The sequence below is a fragment of the Pseudarthrobacter sp. NCCP-2145 genome (assembly GCF_023708005.1).
In the GTDB taxonomy this organism is placed as follows: Bacteria; Actinomycetota; Actinomycetes; order Actinomycetales; family Micrococcaceae; genus Arthrobacter; species Arthrobacter oxydans.
Genome location: NZ_BRCG01000004.1, coordinates 194507 through 214035 on the forward strand (window position 1 = coordinate 194507; position 19529 = coordinate 214035).

The 19529-nt window shown below is 61.9% G+C and carries 10 protein-coding genes; 8 read left to right on the forward strand and 2 right to left on the reverse strand.

The features are described from left to right. On the forward strand, positions 1–4854 hold the full coding sequence (locus tag NFU08_RS05175) for an NAD-glutamate dehydrogenase (protein WP_251421151.1): 4854 nt from the start codon (positions 1–3) through the stop codon (positions 4852–4854). A gap of 28 nt (positions 4855–4882) precedes the next feature. Further along, on the forward strand, positions 4883–6349 hold the full coding sequence (locus NFU08_RS05180; protein WP_104184989.1) for a sensor histidine kinase: 1467 nt from the start codon (positions 4883–4885) through the stop codon (positions 6347–6349). Positions 6350–6467: 118 nt separating this feature from the next. Here NFU08_RS05180 and NFU08_RS05185 read toward each other — a convergent pair whose 3' ends face one another. Beyond that, a complete protein-coding gene (locus tag NFU08_RS05185; RefSeq protein WP_015937605.1) occupies positions 6468–6716 on the reverse strand; it encodes a WhiB family transcriptional regulator in 249 nt (82 codons plus the stop codon). Between the two features lie 230 nt (positions 6717–6946). Here NFU08_RS05185 and NFU08_RS05190 point away from each other — a divergent pair, with 230 nt between their 5' ends. Further along, on the forward strand, positions 6947–7435 hold the full coding sequence (locus NFU08_RS05190) for a hypothetical protein (protein ID WP_397425223.1): 489 nt from the start codon (positions 6947–6949) through the stop codon (positions 7433–7435). 17 nt (positions 7436–7452) lie between these two features. Here the strand turns inward: NFU08_RS05190 and NFU08_RS05195 are convergent, their stop codons facing one another. After that, positions 7453–11556, reverse strand: a complete 4104-nt coding sequence (locus tag NFU08_RS05195) for a helicase HerA-like domain-containing protein (protein WP_251421153.1) — start codon at positions 11554–11556, stop codon at positions 7453–7455. A gap of 283 nt (positions 11557–11839) precedes the next feature. Between NFU08_RS05195 and glf the strand changes: the two genes are divergently transcribed. From glf to NFU08_RS05220, 5 genes are all read left to right on the forward strand, one after another. Beyond that, complete coding sequence (gene glf, locus NFU08_RS05200) at positions 11840–13027, forward strand: UDP-galactopyranose mutase (protein ID WP_251421240.1); 1188 nt, start codon at positions 11840–11842, stop codon at positions 13025–13027. Next, positions 13024–15015: a glycosyltransferase gene (locus tag NFU08_RS05205; protein WP_251421154.1), complete on the forward strand. Its 1992-nt coding sequence runs from the start codon at positions 13024–13026 to the stop codon at positions 15013–15015. The genes glf and NFU08_RS05205 overlap by 4 nt, the downstream gene beginning before the upstream one ends. Next, complete coding sequence (locus NFU08_RS05210) at positions 15016–15885, forward strand: ABC transporter permease (RefSeq protein WP_251421155.1); 870 nt, start codon at positions 15016–15018, stop codon at positions 15883–15885. A 1-nt stretch (position 15886) separates the two neighbouring features. Beyond that, on the forward strand, positions 15887–16642 hold the full coding sequence (locus NFU08_RS05215) for an ABC transporter ATP-binding protein (protein ID WP_251421156.1): 756 nt from the start codon (positions 15887–15889) through the stop codon (positions 16640–16642). A gap of 130 nt (positions 16643–16772) precedes the next feature. Then, the gene (locus NFU08_RS05220; protein ID WP_309296827.1) at positions 16773–18716 is read left to right on the forward strand and encodes a DUF6541 family protein; all 1944 of its coding nucleotides are present in this window, start codon (positions 16773–16775) and stop codon (positions 18714–18716) included. Positions 18717–19529 lie beyond the last annotated feature (813 nt).

Genomic DNA, 19529 nt, shown 5'->3' on the forward strand with positions numbered 1-19529 from the left:
ATGTCGTCTGGATCCAGCGTGGAGGATCAGCCCCTTTCCATTGAAGGCGATGAGAGTTTCATTGGGGACTACTACCAGCACCTAGCCGAAGAGGACGCCCGGGCCTACCCGCGGGACGTGCTGGTGGCACGGGCGGACCATCACCGGGACGTTGCCTCGGTCCGGCAAAGGGGCGAGGCAAAAATCGCCATCATGGACGAGGAAGACAGCAGCGTAGTCTTCGTTGTCACCGATGACATGCCGTTCCTGGTCGATTCCGTGAACGCCGAACTTGTCCGGCAGCATGCCGCCATCAAGCTGGTAATCCACCCACTGTTCGTGGCGACGCGCAACCGGGAAAGCGGCGAGCTTACCAAGGTCAACAGGGTCCCCGCGCACCTCGGGATATCCAGCGGTGACACGGCTGCCATGCCCAGCCTTTCGCACCTGATTGCCCAGGGCGAAAATGCCTCCCATATGGAGTCCTGGATCGCCGTCGAGATTAACCGTGTTTCCAAGGAGGCAGAGGCAGCCCTCCTTGAGGGCCTGGAACGTGTCCTCAAGGATGTCCGCGCTGCCGTCGAGGACTGGCCGAAGATGCGTCAGAGGGCCATCCAGATTGCTGAAAGCCTGGATCAGATCGCAAACCCTGCACAGATCGCGGAGCTGCGGCAGGCGAAGGACCTTCTGCGTTGGCTTGACGACGGGAACTTCACGTTCCTTGGCTACCGGGAGTATGACCTGGTGAACGTCGACGGCGAAGACGTGCTGGAACTGCGTGACAACAGCGGCCTGGGGCTGCTTCGGGATTCTGAGGATTCGCCGCACATCCAGCACCTGACGGATACAGGCCGGAAGAAAGCGCGGGAAAAGCGCGCCCTGGTCATCACCAAGGCAAATTCCAGGTCAACCGTCCACCGTTCGGCGTACCTGGACTACATCGGGGTCAAGAGCTTCGACGCCGAGGGCAACGTCAATGGGGAGCGCCGCTTCATTGGACTCTTTGCCACCAGCGCCTACACCGGCTCCGTCCGGGACATTCCCATCGTGCGGGAAAAGGTGGATGCAGTGCTCAAGAGCGCCGGCTTCCCGCCGGACTCCCACTCGGGGAAGGACCTGCTGGGGATCCTGGAAACCTACCCCCGGGATGAGCTGTTCCAGATCGAGATCCAGGACCTGGCCGCAACGGCCCTCGGGATCCAGAAGCTGCAGGAGCGCCGCCGCACCAGGCTCTTCCTCCGGCCGGACATCTACGGAAGGTTCATGTCCGCCGTCGTGTACCTCCCCAGGGACAGGTACACCACCAACGTCAGGCTCCGCATCGAGCAGGAACTCCGCGAAACGTTCCAGGCTGTTTCCATCGACTACGAGGCCCGCATGACGGAGTCGGCGCTGGCGCGGCTGTTCTTCCGCATCCGGCTGCCCAAGAATGCGGACTTCAGTGGCGTGAACACCGTGGAACTTGAGAAGCGGCTTGTCCGAGCCGCCCGTTCGTGGAGCGAAGGCATCGCAGAGGTGCTGCGCGAGAGTCGCGACGTTCCCGAGGCGAAGGAGCTTGCCGCCATCTGGTCCGAGGCATTCCCGGCCAGCTACCGCGTGGACTACGAAGTGGAGGACGCCCTCGAAGACATTGCGCGCTTCGAGAAGTACGGCGCCGCCGCGGAACGGTCCGAGGGTACTGTGCAGGAGAAGCCCGGCGTCCACGTCTACCTTCCGGAAGGGGCGGGTGCAACGCTGGAGGAAGACGCACGCGTCAAGCTCTACATGCTTGAACCCAAGAGCCTCAGCCAGATCCTCCCGTACTTCCATAACCTTGGCCTGGAAGTCCTGGACGAGCGGCCGTTCGAGATTGAGACCGCGGACAGCCGCGACTTCTTCCTGTATGACCTCGGCCTGAAGTACCCGGCCAAGGTGGATCCGCTCTCAACCGGGCAACTGCTGGCCGATTCCTTCGGCGCGGCAGTCACCGGTGCATCCGAATCGGACAGCTTCGACCGGCTGGTCCTGAGGGAAGGCCTGCAATGGAGGCAGGTCACCGTGCTGCGGGCCTATGCGCGGTACATGCGCCAGATGGGCAACACCAACTCGTTTGGGTTCATGGCAGACACCCTCCTGGCCAACCCGAGGGTTACGAAGGGGCTCAACGCCCTCTTCGCTGCGCGCTTCGACCCGTCCCTGAGCGACGACGAGCGGGCCGAGGCGCAGGCCTCTGTCCGCAGGGATCTGGATGTTTCCATCGAGAAGGTGGCAACGCTCGACGCCGACAGGGTCCTGCGAACGTTCGTGAACCTGATCGAGGCTACGCTGCGGACGAATTACTACCAGGACAGGACGCACCTGAGCTTCAAACTCGATCCATCACAGATCGAGGGCCTGCCGTTCCCGCGCCCGATGTTCGAGATCTGGGTCTACTCGCCGCGCGTCGAGGGTGTCCACCTCCGCTTTGGCAAGGTGGCCCGCGGCGGGCTGCGCTGGTCCGACCGCCGCGAGGATTTCCGCACCGAGATCCTCGGGCTGGTGAAGGCCCAGACGGTAAAGAATGCGGTCATCGTGCCCACTGGGGCCAAAGGCGGGTTCTTCGCCAAGCAACTGCCGGACCCCACTGCAGACCGTGCCGCGTGGATGGCGGAAGGAATCGAAAGCTACAAAACCTTTATCAGGGGCCTGCTGGACATCACCGACAACCTGGTCACCGAGGGTGACAGCGAAAAGCTTGTGCCGCCGTCGGACGTTGTGAGGCATGATGACGCCGATTCCTACCTCGTGGTGGCTGCGGACAAGGGCACCGCGACCTTCTCGGACATCGCCAACGGACTGGCTGCGGAGTACGGGTTCTGGCTGGGGGACGCGTTCGCGTCCGGCGGCTCCGTGGGGTACGACCACAAGGCTATGGGCATCACCGCCCGCGGCGCCTGGGAGTCGGTGAAGCGCCACTTCAGTGAGCTCGACCTGGATACCCAGACCCAGCCGTTCACCGTGGTGGGCGTGGGTGACATGTCCGGCGACGTGTTCGGCAACGGCATGCTCCTCTCACGGCACATCCGCCTCCTCGCCGCGTTCGACCACCGGCACATCTTCCTCGATCCCAACCCCGACGAGGAAGCCTCTTTCGTGGAGCGGCAGCGGTTGTTTGAGCTGCCCCGGTCCTCTTGGGATGACTACAACAAGTCGCTGATCAGTGAGGGCGGCGGCGTCTTTGCCCGTCAGGCCAAGTCCATTCCGGTATCAGCCCAGGTCCGTGCCGCGCTTGGCCTGCCGGCCGAAACAACCGAACTCAGCCCGCCGGAACTCCTCCGCGCGATCCTCCTGGCCCCCGCGGACCTGCTTTACAACGGCGGCATCGGTACGTACGTGAAGGCGAGCACCGAAACGAACGCGATGGTGGGGGATAAGGCCAACGACGCGATCCGCGTCGACGGCCGGGACCTGCGCGTCAAGGTGGTGGGCGAAGGCGGAAACCTCGGCATGACGCAGCGTGGGCGCATTGAAGCTGCTCTGCAGGGCGTCATCCTGAACACTGACGCCATCGACAATTCCGCCGGCGTTGACTGCTCCGACCATGAAGTGAACATCAAGATTTTCGTGGACCGCATGATGGCGGCGGGGAAGCTGTCGCCCGAGGAACGTGCAGGCTTCCTAGCGTCGATGACTGACGAAGTGGGCCGGCTGGTTCTCGAAGACAACATCGACCAGAACATCCTGCTGCTGAATGACCGGACCAGGGTGGCCGAGTGGAGCCCCAGCTACGAACGGCTGATGGACTGGCTGGAGAAGAAAGCCGACCTGAAGAGGGACCTTGAGGCGCTTCCCACTACGGCGACCCTGCAGGAGAGGCTGCAGCAGGGGCAGGGACTGACGTCACCTGAACTCTCGGTGCTGGCAGCCTACGCAAAGATCGAGCTGGCAACAGCGCTGCGGGAAAGCGACCTGGCCGACGACCCTTGGTTCAGGCAGACGCTGCGCGCCTACTTCCCCGCGCAGCTGCGCGAACGCTTCGATGCCGAGCTGGACACCCACCCGCTCCGCCGCGAAATCATCGCCACGGTGGTTGCCAACGACATCATCAACCTCGGCGGCATTACGTTCGCCTTCCGGGTGATGGAGGAAACGTCCGCCAGCGAAGTGGCCGTGGCCAAGGCGTTCGTTGCTTTAAGGGAGGTCTACGATCTGGACACCATGGTGGGCGAACTGAACAGCCTCCCGGCGTCCTTCCCCACGGAGCATTGGAGCACCGTCCACCTGGACATCAGGCGGCTGCTGGACCGGGCTGTCCGCTGGCTCCTGGGACAGGGAACACTGTCGCGGCCCATCGCAGACGTGGTGTCCGAGTTCAAACCGGTAATGGAACCCATGCGCGGGCGCCTGCTGGACTACCTGCGCGGCGATGACCGGGAACGCGTGGCCAGCTGGCTGGAAAACGCACGCGAGTGGGAGCTGCCGGAAGCTCTGGCCCTGCGCTGGGCAGAGCTTTTCGAAAGCTTCGTGCTGCTGGACATCGCCAAGATCGCCCACGTGCGCAAGGACCCGGTGGAAGAGATCGCGGCCGTTTACTACACGGTCTTCAACCGGTTCCATGCAGATTCATTGCTGGAACGGATCAGCAGCCTGCCCCGGCAGGACAGGTGGCAGGCGCTGGCCCGGGCTGCCTTGCGGGATGACCTGTACTCCACCATCTCGGACATGACGACGGCGGTGCTGGATGCCACTGCCGCCGCTGACTCGCCGGAGTCGCGGCTGAAGGACTGGGAAGCCCGGAATGCCGAGCAGCTCACCAGGGCGAAGAGCATGTTCGATGAGGTGAACTCGCTTGAGGCCGACGATATGGCTTCACTGTCGGTAGCATTGAGGCTCTTGAGGTCAATCGTCCGACGCTAGCAAGTCCGGCGTCGAAAATGGAGGTGCAGTGGCAATCTTTACGGACCCTATCAGGGAACACGCTGATTTTGGGCCGGGCGATGCCGAATGGCTGCACCTCCTGGTGGGGGACTGGCAGATGGTCGCGGACCTCGCTTTCGCCGACCTGGCCCTGTGGTTCCCCCACCCTGAGCTTGGCTACGTGGCGCTCGCCCACGTGAGGCCCTCCACCACGCACACCGTGTTCCACGGGGACTTCGTGGGGGAGGGCATCCGCTCGGACCTGCAGCCCCTTGTGGACAAAGCCTGGAACAGCCGTTCCATCGAGCGCTCAAGCGAAACCAACTGGAGCAGCGATATGGCCCTCCGCGTGGAGGCCGTTCCCATGGTCCGCAACGGGCGCACGCTGGCGGTGGTCACCACCCACATGGACCTCTCCAGCTCGCGGATGCCTTCGCGACTTGAACTGACCTACCGGCAGTGCGCATACGACCTCCTCCGGATGGGCACCCTGGGCCTGTGGCCGGACTTCGCCTCGCCCACAGGTTCCCGGCGCGGTGCACCCCGGGTTGGGGACGGGCTCATCCGGCTGGATGCGGAGGGAATCGTACAGTACGCGAGCCCCAACGGTGTCTCTGCGTTCAGGCGGCTCGGAGACGGGGAGTCCTTGGAGGGCCGCTCACTGGCCGAGGTGACCGCCAGCCTGCTGAAGGACCGCCGCATGGTGGACGAGACGTTGCCCCTGGTTGTTACCGGGCGCATGCCTTGGCGCAGTGAAATCGAATCCCGTGGCGTGAGCCTTTCCCTGCGCGCCATTCCGCTGCGGGATGAGCAGCAGCGGTTCGGTGCACTGGTCCTGTGCCGTGATGTGTCGGAGCTTCGCCGGCGCGAAATGGAGCTCGTGACCAAGGACGCCACCATCCGCGAGATCCACCACAGGGTCAAGAACAACCTGCAGACTGTCGCGGCGCTGCTGCGCATGCAGTCCCGGCGCATGGTCAGCGACGAAGCAAAGCAGGGGCTCGAGCAGGCCATGCGCCGGGTGGCCACCATCGCGCTCGTCCACGAGACACTGTCCCAAGGTCTCACCCAGAGCGTTGACTTCGACGAGCTGATCGGGCGCCAGTTCCGGCTGTCAGCTGAAGTCGCCTCGCCCTCGCAGCAGGTGCGGACGGAACGATCCGGCACCTTCGGCGAGCTGCCGAGCGATCTTGCCACCCCGCTGGCACTGGTCATCAATGAACTCGTGACCAATGCGGTGGAGCACGGCCTTGAAGGCAGGGCCGGGACCGTTTGGCTGATTGCTGACCGGTCTGAAGGGGATGACGGTGAGGAGCTCACCGTCACCATTGCCGACGACGGCGTGGGCCTTCCGGATACGCCCCACGTTGAGGGACTTGGCCTTCAGATCGTACGGACCCTGGTGACAAGCGAGCTTGGCGGGACTATCCAGTGGCGGCCCCGGGAAGGTGGCGGCACCGCAGTGGAGATCCGGATCAGCCTGGCAGGCAAGTAAGCCGGGCGCAGGAGCTGTTGGCCGCCTGGACAGCACGCTGCTGCGCCAGACAACAACAGCCCCGGCGACAACCATTGAGGTTGCGGCCGGGGCTGTTGTTTTGTGGCTTGAGGTGTGCCTAGGAGGCGCGGCGGGCGCGGGCAGCGCGGCGCTTCAGCGCCCGGCGCTCGTCTTCGCTCATGCCGCCCCAGACGCCTGCGTCCTGGCCCGACTCCAAAGCCCACTGCAGGCACGTATCCACAACGGGGCAGCGCCGGCAGACACTTTTTGCTTCTTCGATCTGCAGAAGGGCTGGCCCCGTGTTCCCGACGGGGAAGAAGAGTTCAGGGTCCTTTTCGAGGCACGCTGCGCGGTTACGCCAATCCATGCTGATCAGTTGCTCCATTTCTGGGAAGAGCCCTTGTGAAATTATTCACTAGTGGCTACAAAGGAAAAGGGCCCGGCAGGGCCCCCTTGGTCATCTGAATCAAGCCTGTCATGTTAACGACGTGTAAACAAGAGGTAATAACGCTTGATATCCGCGGAAAGCTGAGCGATACATCACACTGGCGCTGATGGCCCCGACCACTGTCCGACTATGTCCGGTAGGGTGCCAGTGTGTCAAGACCCCCGAGAAACCCAACGAACCCCCCGTCCTCTTCCGAGGAACCCGGCCAGGGGCCGCAACTATCTGATGGGGCTGCCCAGGGTCCCCGGCCGCCGGCTGTGATTGCCGTGACCCTGGTGGTTGCCGCGGAAGCGACGGCCCTTCTGCTCGCTGCCTGCTGGTATGGGTACCAGTTGGTCGTCGGGAGCCCGGTCCTGTCCTTCTGGGGAGCGGTTTTCACCCTGGGGTTACTGCTGGCATTTTCGGCGTGGCTGTACGCGGTCGCCGTCTATCTTTACCGGGGCTACCGTTGGACTCGGGCCGCTGCCCTCGTAGCGCAGCTGTTTGTTTTGACCATCGGGTTCCCTGCTCTCAGCAGTGGCCTCGTGCTCGCTGGCCTCGCTATGCTGCTTCCTGCGGCGACCGCGATTGTGCTCCTTTTCCACAACAGAGTGATCAGCTACGCCTCCCGCACCGGAGGATCCACACCGGCGCTGTGACCGCAATCCCCGTCGCGTCACGGCACGCCCGCCCAGGCCACCTGAACCGCCGAGGACTTCCCACGGGCAATCAGCACACCCCTGCCTGCGGGCGGATTAGGTTCGATCTCAAAGCGGACTCCGTAGAGGTCTCCCTCTGACGTTGACCGCGGGGACAGCAGGAGTCCAGTCCCGGTGGCCCGCGCGTCCATGGCCAGCGGGACGCGCTGGATCAGCAAAGGACTGTAGTTCGCTGTGAAGACAACTGCATGGCCCAACGCGTGCAGGTCAGAGATGTCCCTCAGGGGCCCTGCAGCCAGAAGGTCGATGTCGTCCACCAACAGCACTGCTTTTCCAGGCAGTGTTCCCTCCTTCGCCTTCTCCAGGGTTCCCTTCCATAACTCGCCGGGGTCACTCACCCTGCCTGGGTGAATCCATCGGTCCGCACCGGCGTTCAGCGTTTGCAGGGCCCGCAGGAAGCTCGTTTTCCCGGACCCGGGTCCTCCCAGGACGGCAAAGATGCCCCCCGGCGGGACGTGCACAAAGACGGGGTCCAGTTCGTCGCCGCCGACGCCGAGTAGCACATTCCGCGGCATGGAAGGACAGGCATCCCGGCGCCTGGGAGCAACTTGAACCGAAGCGGGTATCGATAAGCCTTCCGGCAAACCCGGCCTGGGCTGCCCGGCGTCGTCTGTCCCGGCCCCCACTTCATGCGTGACGGTATTCCTGAATGACGACTGTCCCGGCTCGGCTTCGGGTCCGGGATCCTCCGATCGACGCGCTGCCGCCCTGACCTCCGCGGCTGTTACCAAGGCGGGCAGCGGCTCGACCCGGAAGGGCCGCTTCCCGGGCTGCTGCGTTCCGCTCCTGACTTCTCCGGGGCCGTGGGGCCAAGAAAAGTCAGGAGCGGGCTCGTAAAACTGGCACACAGACGCGGTGCCGCAGGCGATGGAGCCAAACGCTACTCCTCTGCCCTTGACCGCGTCCGTGGACGGCATCCTTGGCCACGCTGTCCTGCTGTCCTCGTTTGAACCGGAGGGGAAATAGATGCGGTTGGGCAGGGACCCGCAGAACCTCGCGGTTACGAGTTCCCGCTCTCCGGAGATGATGACAGTAATACCCGCCCTGGCGCCGTCGCGGACAAGATCCTGCACCAGTTCCTCGGCCCAGGCCAGCGGGCCGGCCCGAAACGCGGAGACCCAGGAACCCCATCCGGAGATGGCGAGAAGCAGCGGAACGCCCCCATGGTCATTCCGGCCCAGCCGGGCAGCCATTTCCCGGCCCAGCCGTTCCAGGACGCGGACTCCGCGCCGCAGCTCATGCAGCCCTGTGTGGGCTCCGGTCCGCGGGTGCGTTGCCAGCCCGTTGAAGGCCGCGGCCGCGTCCAGGAAATAGCAGTGTGTTTCTTCCTCATGTTCTGCCACGCCGTGGACCGCCAGCTCGAGGGCTTCGGATGCTCCTGATACCGGACTTCCTATCAAAGCAAGATGCCCGTCTTTGGATGGGGTCCAGACCAGCGGTCTGATTGCCTGCTGGTGGGGCACATCGAGCAGGCCCAAAGCAATGGCCGGCCCTTGTGTCCCGCCAGGTTCCGGGAGCGCCCCAGCGAGACCTGATGCGGGCCGGGCGGCTTTGAGCGGCAGCGGAGGGGATACCGGACGCCGGGGTGCAGGCCCTGACTGCGACGCCCAAAGATGCCGGACCATCGCAACGAGAGGGGCTGCTGCCTGTGCCGGAGTCCGGCCCGGGACGTCTGGTCCTGCGAGGTTGTTGTGGTCGCGGGCCGAGAGGAAATCGGTGGTGAGCTGAACCGTGACTTCATCCACGTCACTGTCGGGTGCGGGGAGCACGGCGGATGCAGATTGGAACTCCTGGGGCGGCTCCGTGCCTCGGGCAAGGAAAGCGCGGCCCGGCGTGCTGAGGCTTATTCCGGCAGCGGCCTTGGTATTGAGGATGTCGTGGGACTCCAGGTCGGACTGGACCCGGAGCGCGATGCTGGAAGTAACGTTTGCCCGGATATCGGCGGTCAGTGCTCCCTGGGGCCGCTGGGTGGCCATGACCAGATGCAGGCCAAGCGAGCGGCCGATGGACGCGATGCGCATCAGTTCGCGGAGCGCTTCGGGGGCGTCGTCCACGAGCATGCGGAACTCGTCGATGACAATGACCAGGTGGGGAAGGGGACGATCCCCGGAGGCTGGTGTTTCCCGGTAGGCGGCAAGGTCCGGAACCTGTGCAGCGGCGAGGATTTGCTCACGACGCCTGATTTCAGCCGTAAGTGAGGTGAGCGTCCGTTCGAGCTCATGGGCGGACAAATCGGTCAGGACGCCGACGCAATGGACCAGCCCGGCCAAGGGGCCGAGACCGGCACCGCCCTTGAAATCGACAAAGAGGAAATTCACCCGGTCCGGCGGATGGGTGAGGGCCAGTGCCAGCACCAGAGTGCGGAGAAGCTCCGACTTTCCGGAGCCCGTTGTCCCTGCCACCAGCAGGTGCGGGCCATCGGTTTGAAGGTCCAGGACCAGGGGGCGCCCCTTTGCCTGCATCCCCAGGGGGACTGCCAGAGTTCCTGCGCGGGCAGGCGAGTTCCAGCGGGCAGCGGTGTGGGCGGGGGAAAGCGGCAGCAGTTCATCAAGGGTGCAGGCGGAGGGAACTGCGTCTTCCGTGCGGTTGAGCAGGCCCGGGAAAGCCGCCAGTCGTCTGCAATAGCTGCTGAACACATCATCGGGAGCCAGGTCGGGGACGAACGTAACCTTTCTGCCCGGTTCCCGCAGGCGCGATTGCCGTTCGGTCAGCTCTATGTCGGAGATGCCGGGTGGGCTGTCAGCCGGAGAAAACTCAAGCACTTGCCAGTTCTGCCGAGCCGCCGTTTCGCGAAGCCCTGCCTCATCCTTTCCTGGGGCGTCAGTCAGCAGGAGGACACCGTGGTCAAAGTCTCGAGTGAAACCGCCGGTGATCGCGCGTAGGCACGCCTGCCGGGACGGAGCGAAAGTCACGCCCGGCAGAAACCGGGCAGGCAGGGGAAGGCTCCCCGGGCGGCCGCAGATCACTATGCGTGTTTTGCGGCCCGCTGGATACCCGGCAAGTTGCATGACGAGTGATCGCAGCATTCCCTCCAGCATGGTTCGGGGTCCCCGCAGGGTGGTGTGGCTATGCGCCGGATTCAACATCACGGGCACTTCCCCCACAGACGGTATGGCGTGGTGGGCGGTCCCTGATTCAATTTTCAGGTTGGCAGTTTGGGGCGCCTGTCCGAGCCGCAGCCACGCCCTGCCCTCAGCGCGTCCTGTCCGCGGCGGAGCCTGGGCATGGGTCCCAGCAAGCACCAGCAGCGCCAGTGACGGACCGGCGCGCTTCCGCCGCTTCTGGTCGTCCAGGACCGCGGCGCTGATCCTTTTGGTGAATTCGCGCCTCTGGTGGCGCCCGGAGGCCAGCGGGACAAGCACGGATACTGCCGATACCGCCGCGAAAGCCAGGAACATCCACATACCCGTAAGGACTGCGAGTCCGACGCCGATGGCCAGGGGGAGCACTGCGGTAAGCCAAAGAATCCCGCGGTTGGCGGACTCCTGATGGCCCGCAACCGTGAGGGGATCCCGGACTGAAGTGCCGGCGTCGGCAAGTGCCTTGTCCGGGGCATCCAGGAAGACCAATGACATCGTCGAACTGCCGCAGCGGATGGAGGAAGCCGTGGAGATCAATGCATGGCGGACCCGTTCGCCGTCGATGTATGTGCCGTTGGCGCTGCCCAGATCAATGATCATGATGTCTTTTTCGGTTACCACCAGGCGGGCATGTTCCCTGGAAAGTTCGGGGTCAGGGATCACGATGCGCGTATTGCTTCTGCCGATGGTGTAGCTTCCGCGCTGCAGGGGGACTAGGGTGCCTGCTCCGGCGCCGCTGTGAACGGCCAGGGCGATGGGGGCAGCGCTATCGGAGGCGGGCCGTCGCCGGGATCTCCGGTCAGCGGGGTGGCTTCCGCCGTCTACCAGGACGGCGCCCGGGACCAGGGGCGCCGTTCCGAGGCTCAGGGAACACAGGTCCTCCCCGCCAACAAAGACGGCTCCCGCGCCGAACGTCTTCACAAGCTCAGCGTGGATCCTCTCACCGGACGTGCCGGGCGGGGCCGTGACAGTAAGTTCCAAGGGCGGTCCGGGCTGCGGCGACTGCGGGCCTCGGACCAGTGTGCAGTGAAGCGTCATAGGTGCTGATCCTTTGGTGCCTTTACACTCACGCTAGCCAGAGGTGCTGAAGCTGCGTCACTCCGTGATGTCCCTATGTGGATAAGTTCCCTTGGCGCGCCGCGCAGAGAGGCTGTGGTCCGTCTCGGTGCCCTGCCGATTCGACGGGTTCCGCTGTGCCTCGGGTAGGCTAGAGCAGCAGACTTTGGACGACATTGTGCTGCCCGCATACGACACTGGAGATTTTGTGACCGCTGACCTCGTTATCGTTGGGTCCGGCTTTTTTGGCCTGACAATCGCAGAACAGGCCGCTACCGAGCTTGGCTTGAAGGTCGTCGTCATCGACCGCCGCCACCACATCGGCGGCAATGCATACAGCGAAAGAGAAGAGCAGACAGGCATTGAGATACACCGCTACGGTGCCCACCTGTTCCACACCTCGAACGAGCGCGTGTGGGAGTACGTCAACCGGTTCACGACTTTCACGAACTATGTGCACAAGGTTTACGGCGTACATAAGGGTGAGGTTTATTCGCTGCCGATCAACCTTGCGACCATCAATCAGTTCTTCCGCGCCAACCTCACCCCCGGCCAGGCTCGGGATCTCATTCAGGAACAGGCGGGGGAACTTGCCGGCACCGACCCCCAGAACCTGAATGACAAGGGTATCCAGCTGATCGGCCGTCCGCTGTACGAGGCATTCATCAAGCACTACACCGGTAAGCAGTGGCAGACCGATCCAAAGGATCTGCCCGCTGGCATCATTTCGCGGCTGCCGGTCCGTTACAACTACGACAACCGGTACTTTAACGACAAGTATGAGGGCCTGCCCACCGACGGCTACACCGCCTGGATCGAGAAGATGGCAGAGCACCCGAACATTGAGGTGCGGCTGAATACAGATTTCTTCGACGAATCGCATGAATACAGTAAGAACAAGGTGGTCGGGAACCTCCCGGTTGTCTACACAGGTCCGGTCGACCGCTATTTCGACTATGCCGAAGGCGACCTCTCCTGGCGGACCATCGATTTTGAGCAAGAAATTCTGGAGGTCGGCGACTTCCAGGGAACCTCGGTTGTGAACTACAACGACAACGATGTGCCCTACACACGCATCATCGAACCCCGCCACTTCCACCCGGAGCGCGACTACCAGACGGAGAAGACAGTCGTCATGCGCGAATTCTCGCGCTTCGCCGAAAAGGGCGACGAGCCGTACTACCCGGTCAACACCTCCGCCGACCGGGAACGCCTACTTAAATACCGTGACCTCGCAGCTGGTGAGAGGGACGTCCTTTTTGGCGGCCGACTGGGGACGTACAAGTACCTGGACATGCACATGGCCATCGGTTCTGCACTCAGCATGTTTGATAACAAAATCAGGCCGCACTTCGAGGCCGGCACCAAACTTGAAAGTGGAGGAGTGGACGCATGAGCGAGCAAGAAGAAAGCACCCGTTGGGCACCTATTCAGCGCATCATTCTGCCCTCGTCGGACCAGCCGGACACTGTGTCCCTCTATGTGGACGCCGGATCCGCCAGTGGAATCCGGCTTCGCGAAAACGACGAGTTTGCCCGTACGCCCAAGCTGCTTGAAGACAAGCTGCAGATGTACAGTTCTGAAAGCCGCGAGGCGCACTTCGAGGACCTTTTGTCCCGTCATTCGATGCGCGTCCGTTCCGGTGAGCAGATTTCCTTTGGCACCTATTTCAACGCCTTCCCCGCGAGCTACTGGCGGCGCTGGACCTCCGTGCGCGACGTGCGCCTCGTAGTTCAGACAAAAGGAACCGGGACCGTAACGGTCTACAAGTCCAACGCCCGCGGCTCTGTGCAGCGCGTCGATGGCAAACACGTCGACGGCTCAGCCACCTCGGTCTTCGAACTCACCCTGAAGCCGTTCGGGGACGGCGGCTGGTACTGGTTTGACGTGGCGGCAAGCTCCGGCGATCTCGTTGTCGAGAACGGTCAGTGGGAAGCCCCTGATGGCTCCCGGCCGAAGGGCCAGGTGACACTGCAAATCACCACCATGAACAAACCTGACTTTTGCCTCAACAATGCCAGGATTCTCGCGGAGAACCCGGACGTGTTGGACAACGTCAAGGAGATCCTGATTGTGGACCAGGGGACGTTGAAGGTCGAACAGCAGGAGCACTTCGAGGTTGTGAAGGAATCACTGGGCGGCAAGCTCCGGGTGATAAACCAGGCCAACCTCGGGGGATCGGGCGGGTTCGCCCGCGGGATGTATGAGTCGGTAGAAAACGGCAGCGACTACGTACTTTTGCTCGATGACGACATCGTGGTGGAGCCCGAGAGCATTGTCCGGCTTCTTACGTTCGCCGACCACTGCCGTAAACCGACCATCGTCGGCGGCCACATGTTCGACCTCTACAACCGCAGCGTCCTGCATACCTTCGGAGAGGTTGTGGATCCATTCCGGATCGTTCCAGCGCTGCCGCACGCCGATATGGAGACTCGGCACGACTTCAGCGTGGCCAATCTCCGTCAGACTCCGTGGCTGCACCGGCGCGTCGACGTGGACTACAACGGATGGTGGATGTGTCTGATCCCAACAACCGTAATTAAGGAGATCGGTCTTTCCCTTCCCCTCTTCATTAAATGGGACGACGCCGAGTACGGACTTCGCGCGAGGGAAGCTGGGTTCGCCACCGTATCCCTCCCCGGTGCTGCCGTTTGGCACGTTTCGTGGATTGATAAGGATGACCTAGTGGGCTGGCAGGCTTACTTCCACGCGAGGAACCGCCTGATCACCACGCTGATCCATAGTCCGTATCCCAAGGGTGGCCGTGTGCTGCGGGAGTCAGTGCAGGCGGACGTGAAGCATCTTGTTTCCATGCAGTACTTCACCGAGCACGGGCGCATAGAAGCACTCCGGGACCTCTTCAAGGGGCCCGAAGGCCTTCATAAAGTCCTCGCTTCGAAACTGCCGGAGATCAACTCGTTGAAGTCCGAGTATCCGGACGCCCAATTACGGGACGACGTGGACGACTTCCCTGCGCCGAAGATCGGCCGGGGACCCATGGGGGGTACCGTTGTTGGAATGCCCAGCAAAAAGGAACTCATTCCGTGGGGCATTAAGACGGTTGCCCGGCAGCTGATCAAAGCCCCCGGGCCAGAGAGCGCCGAGCGCCCCCAAGGATATTTGGCCCACCGGGATAACCGTTGGTTCAGGGTGGCCCACTACGACAGCGTCGTGGTGTCCAACGCCGAAGGCACGGGTGCTTCCTGGTACCAGCGGGACCCGAAAAAGTTGAAATCGATGCTCGCCGAAGCGACACTGCTGCACGCCAAGCTACTGCGGGAGTGGGACAAGCTCGCTGACCAGTATCGGCGGGCCGTACCGGAGATTAGCTCGTTCGACGCCTGGAAGAAGACCTTTGAGGCGAATGCCAAGGACGACGCCTAGATGGCCGGTCAAACCGACCAGTTGGTAAAGCCTGGAAGCGGACGGGGGCTTCTCGACGTCTACGGGGACAGATTCCTGCTCAAGCTGCTGGTACGCAAGGAAATTAAGGTGCGCTACCGCGGTTCCGTGCTGGGGCTGCTATGGTCTTACGTCAAGCCGTTGGTGCAGTTCCTCATCTATTTCGTTGCGCTGGGCATTTTCCTGAACCTCCAGCGGGGCACGCCCAATTATGCAATCTATTTGTTCGCCGGCATTGTCCTGGTGAACTTCTTCACGGAGTCGCTCTCAAACGCGACCCGTTCGATTGTGGATAATCGTGACCTGATTCGGAAGATTTACCTCCCTCGGGAACTCTTTCCGGTATCCACCGTGTGGGTTTCGGCCGCCCACTTCCTGCCGCAACTGCTGGTCCTGATTGGCGCGTGCCTTGTTGTGGGCTGGACACCATCGATCCTGCAACTGGCAGCCGTAGTCCTGATTTTCGGTATGGTGGCTGTTCTGGCAACCGGGCTGGGCCTTTTGTTCGGTGCTGTCAATGTCTACTTCCGCGACTCCGAAAACATTGTGGATATGATCGTGATGGTCGTGACATGGGCCTCTCCCGTACTGTACGTCTGGTCCATGGTTGAACGTGTGATGGGACCGTGGTTCTGGGTCTACCAGCTCAACCCCATGACAGTAGCCGTCGAAGTATTCCATTGGGCGTTCTGGGAACCGACGCTCAAGGCGGATCAAATGGTCGCGGACACAATGCCGCCCGATCTGCTGACGGTCTGGCTGCCCGTAGCAATGCTGGTGACGCTGGCAGTGCTGTTCCTGGGCCAGCTGACGTTCCGCCGCCTTGCCATCCACTTTGCACAGGAGCTTTGAGATGACTTCCTACGGCGATGTGGCCATCAGTTGCGTGGGCCTCAGGAAGCAGTTTGTCCTTCGCCATACCCGGTCGCTGAAGGAAGCCCTCGTGTGGCTCGTTAAGGGCCGCAAGGGGGACTTGTCCAAAAAGTTCCTGGCACTTAAAGATGTGTCCCTTGAGGTGAAACAGGGCGAGACTGTGGCGCTTATGGGCCTGAACGGCTCCGGAAAATCGACGCTGCTGAAGCTAATTTCTGGAGTTCTGCAGCCGGACGGCGGGACGGTCCGGACCCGGGGCCGGGTTGCCGGTCTGATCGAAGTGGGGGCAGGTTTTCATCATGACCTCAGCGGTCGCGACAATGTGTACCTCAATGGCGCCATTCTTGGAATGACCGAGAAGCAGATCGATAAGATGTTTGATTCGATCGTCGAATTTTCGGAGATTGGCGAGTTCATCGACACGGAAGTGAAATTCTATTCGTCCGGTATGTATCTCCGCCTGGCTTTCTCCATTGCTGTACACACAGACCCCGAAGTGTTCCTGATCGATGAAATCCTTGCCGTCGGCGATGAACCCTTCCAGCGGAAGTGCATCGCAAAGATCAAGGAGTTGGCCGATTTGGGCAAGACCCTGTTTGTGGTGAGCCATGACCTGGACCTGGTCGCCACTGTCTGTGAGCGGGGCGTCCTTCTGGAGCACGGCGAGGTCATCATGGACGGGAATGTGCACGACGTAGTGTCGGAACTGCGTCGCCGGTCCCTCACTGAGACCTAAAAGCATAAGCCGGAGAAACAGGATTACGTGGTTTTCCTAGCCGGCACCTCCTTATCAGAATCTGTCCCGAATCTCCCGAGAGTGGTGTTCCGTGTCCTGGTGGCAATCATTGCCAGTAATCCTCACAGCCGTGCTGCTGCTGTTGCTTCCTGGTTTGGCAACTGCGTTGGCTGTCCGAATGCGGGGAATACCTGCCCTCCTGGTGGCACCGGCGTTCAGCGTCGGAACGATCGGGTTCCTGGCACTGATATTTCCATTTGCCCGGATACCCTGGTCGCCAGTACCGGTACTTATCGGCTGCGCTGTGGTCTCCGTCGTTGCGTTCCTTGTATCCAGGCTCTGGGGTTCGGGGAGTACTGGTGCCGAACAGCGTCCACGCAGGGCCTATCTAGCCATAACTGTGGGCGTTGGAACCGTCATCACGTCATTGGTCATCGCTATGCAGATGGCAACTGCCATGATCCACCCGGATTCCATTTCACAGACCTACGATAATGTTTTTCACTTGAATGCAGTCCGTTGGGCGATGGAGTCACAAAATTCCTCACCCCTTAATTTGGGCGCCTTTACGGGAATCAGCGCCTATCCCGCGGGATGGCACGCAATTGTGGCAATCGTCGGGGAACTCACGGGGGCAGCAATACCTGTCCTCGTGAATTCCACCAGCATAGCCATCGGTGCCGTAGCGTGGCCCCTTAGCTCGCTTTTTCTCACCTTTGCGGTCGCCGGATATCGCAAGGCTACGGCCGTCGTAACCTTCGTTTTTGCGGCCGGTTTTGCGACATTTCCGATACTGATGATCGATTGGGGAGTGCTGTACCCTAACCTGCTTTCGATCTCTGTCCTGCCCGCTGCGTTGGGGCTTGCCTTTACTGCGCTTGGACTGGGTTACCACGACCGCCCGCCGGCCTTGATCGCCTGGTTGAGCCTGAGTGTTGCAGTCGCGGGTGTCGCCCTCGCGCACCCCAGTACGTTGATGGCGTTTTTGGCGTTCGCTCTTCCCGGCTCATTGGCGGTCTACTACTTCCGGATCAGGCGTCTTTGGCCGCCGCAATCGCAGGAGTCCAGGCGCCAGGCTTGGATTCTGACGGTTGCCCTGGTCGGTGGCCTGGCTCTTCTGACAGTCGTTTGGTACTTCCTCCGACCACCGTCAGATGCAGCGAACTGGAGGGTCGTCGAGACTCCTCCCCAGGCCATAGGGGAACTCCTGTTCAATGCTCCGTTGGGCCGTCCGTCTCAAGAGGTACTGAGCATTTGCCTGTTCGTAGGTATTATCCATCTCTGGATCACGAAGTCCCGACGGTGGTTGATCGGAACCTATCTGATCGGGGCTGCACTGTTTTTCTTTGCAGCAGGATACAACGCACCGATCAGGCAATTCATTACGGGTGTCTGGTACTTCGACAGCTACCGCCTGGCGGCATTGTTGCCGGTTGTAGTTTTGGGACCAGCGGTGATTGGCGCTCTGTTCCTTATAGACCTTGTAAGAGAAAAAATCCGGATTGCTGACGGGTCCGTCTTTGGAAAAACCCGGCTTCCGGGGACCCCAGGTCCCACGCGGCAGGCCGTCCTGGCTTCAGCGGTCTACGCCGTAGCCCTTCTGCCCATAGCGCCTCAACTGCTGCCGGTAAATTTCGCTTCCTACCAGGCACACTGGCAATATCGCAGTGACTCCAATGCTGCGCTTCTGTCCCCGGAGGAAAGAACACTGTTGGAACGCCTCCCTCAAACAACGGAGCCAGGCGCCAACATCGCGGGGCTGCCAAGCAGCGGGACGGCTCTGGCTTACGCCCTGTCCGGGCGTACTGTCATACAGCCCCATATCCTGACCACACATGGGTCTGATATCGATGTTGTAAACGCGGGCCTGAAGGACGCCGCGGACTTCCCTGCAGTGTGTGAATCAGTTCGAACCCTTAACGTCCGTTACGTTCTGGACTTCGGCACCAGGACCGTCACGGGAACGCTCGCCGGCTACGGCGGTGTTATGGATCTCGAGGAGAATGCAAGCCTGGAGCTCGTAGATTCGGAAGGATCCGACGCACAACTGTTCAAAGTTGTCGCTTGCTGGTAGGTGTGACTTCACGGCCGGAACCACTGGGGGTGATGCCGTAGTGCCGCCTACCGGGCAGGAGTTGGGGGCCGGCCACTGACCGGGTCGGTCCTGATCACAAGTTGTCAGAGTGCCCGCATAGGAGGGGGCGGCTCCGGCCCCACCGTGCCTGACAGCAGCCAGTCCGCTTCGGTCTGACTACTTCTCCCGTATCGTTCCCAGAAGTGTTTCCAGCTTGTCCCATGTCCTGACGTTGCATTCGTTGTCGCGGCGGAAGCTGTTCCTGACTGACTTGCCATCGATTTCGCCGAAAACATCTGCAATGTGCGGCTGACCGACGGCTTCACAATCTTCACTGGTCTCGGCCGACTCGTACTCCAGGAGACTGGGTTGCCGCTCCAAGACCCTGCAGGCGTCGTCTGCATCCGGAAGATCTGTTCCCTGCACGGCGGACGTCCCAACGCAAACAAGATGGTGTGTCGACTGGTGCCCGGCATTACCGCTCAGGGTCGTTACCGTCAGCCGCAGGTTAGGTTCTCCATCTGATGGCGGGTACGTGGGGCTGGTGGTCTGAGTTGGCTGAAGCGTAGGCGTGGGGGAGCTCTTGGGGGGCGCATCCGCAATACTGCATGAGCTGACGGCCATACCGGCAGCAACTATCGAGACGATTACTCTAACTGGGGTTCGCATGATGCTCCTTGGCTGAAGTACAGCCTTCGCGATAGTGGATCTGCTGATAGTGCGAGTGGCAATTTTTTTGCCATAGTCGGGCCGTCACTGCTCCCTCCGGACCAATCTCCAGCCGGCCCTGCCAGCTCAGTGGCAGGCCAATGC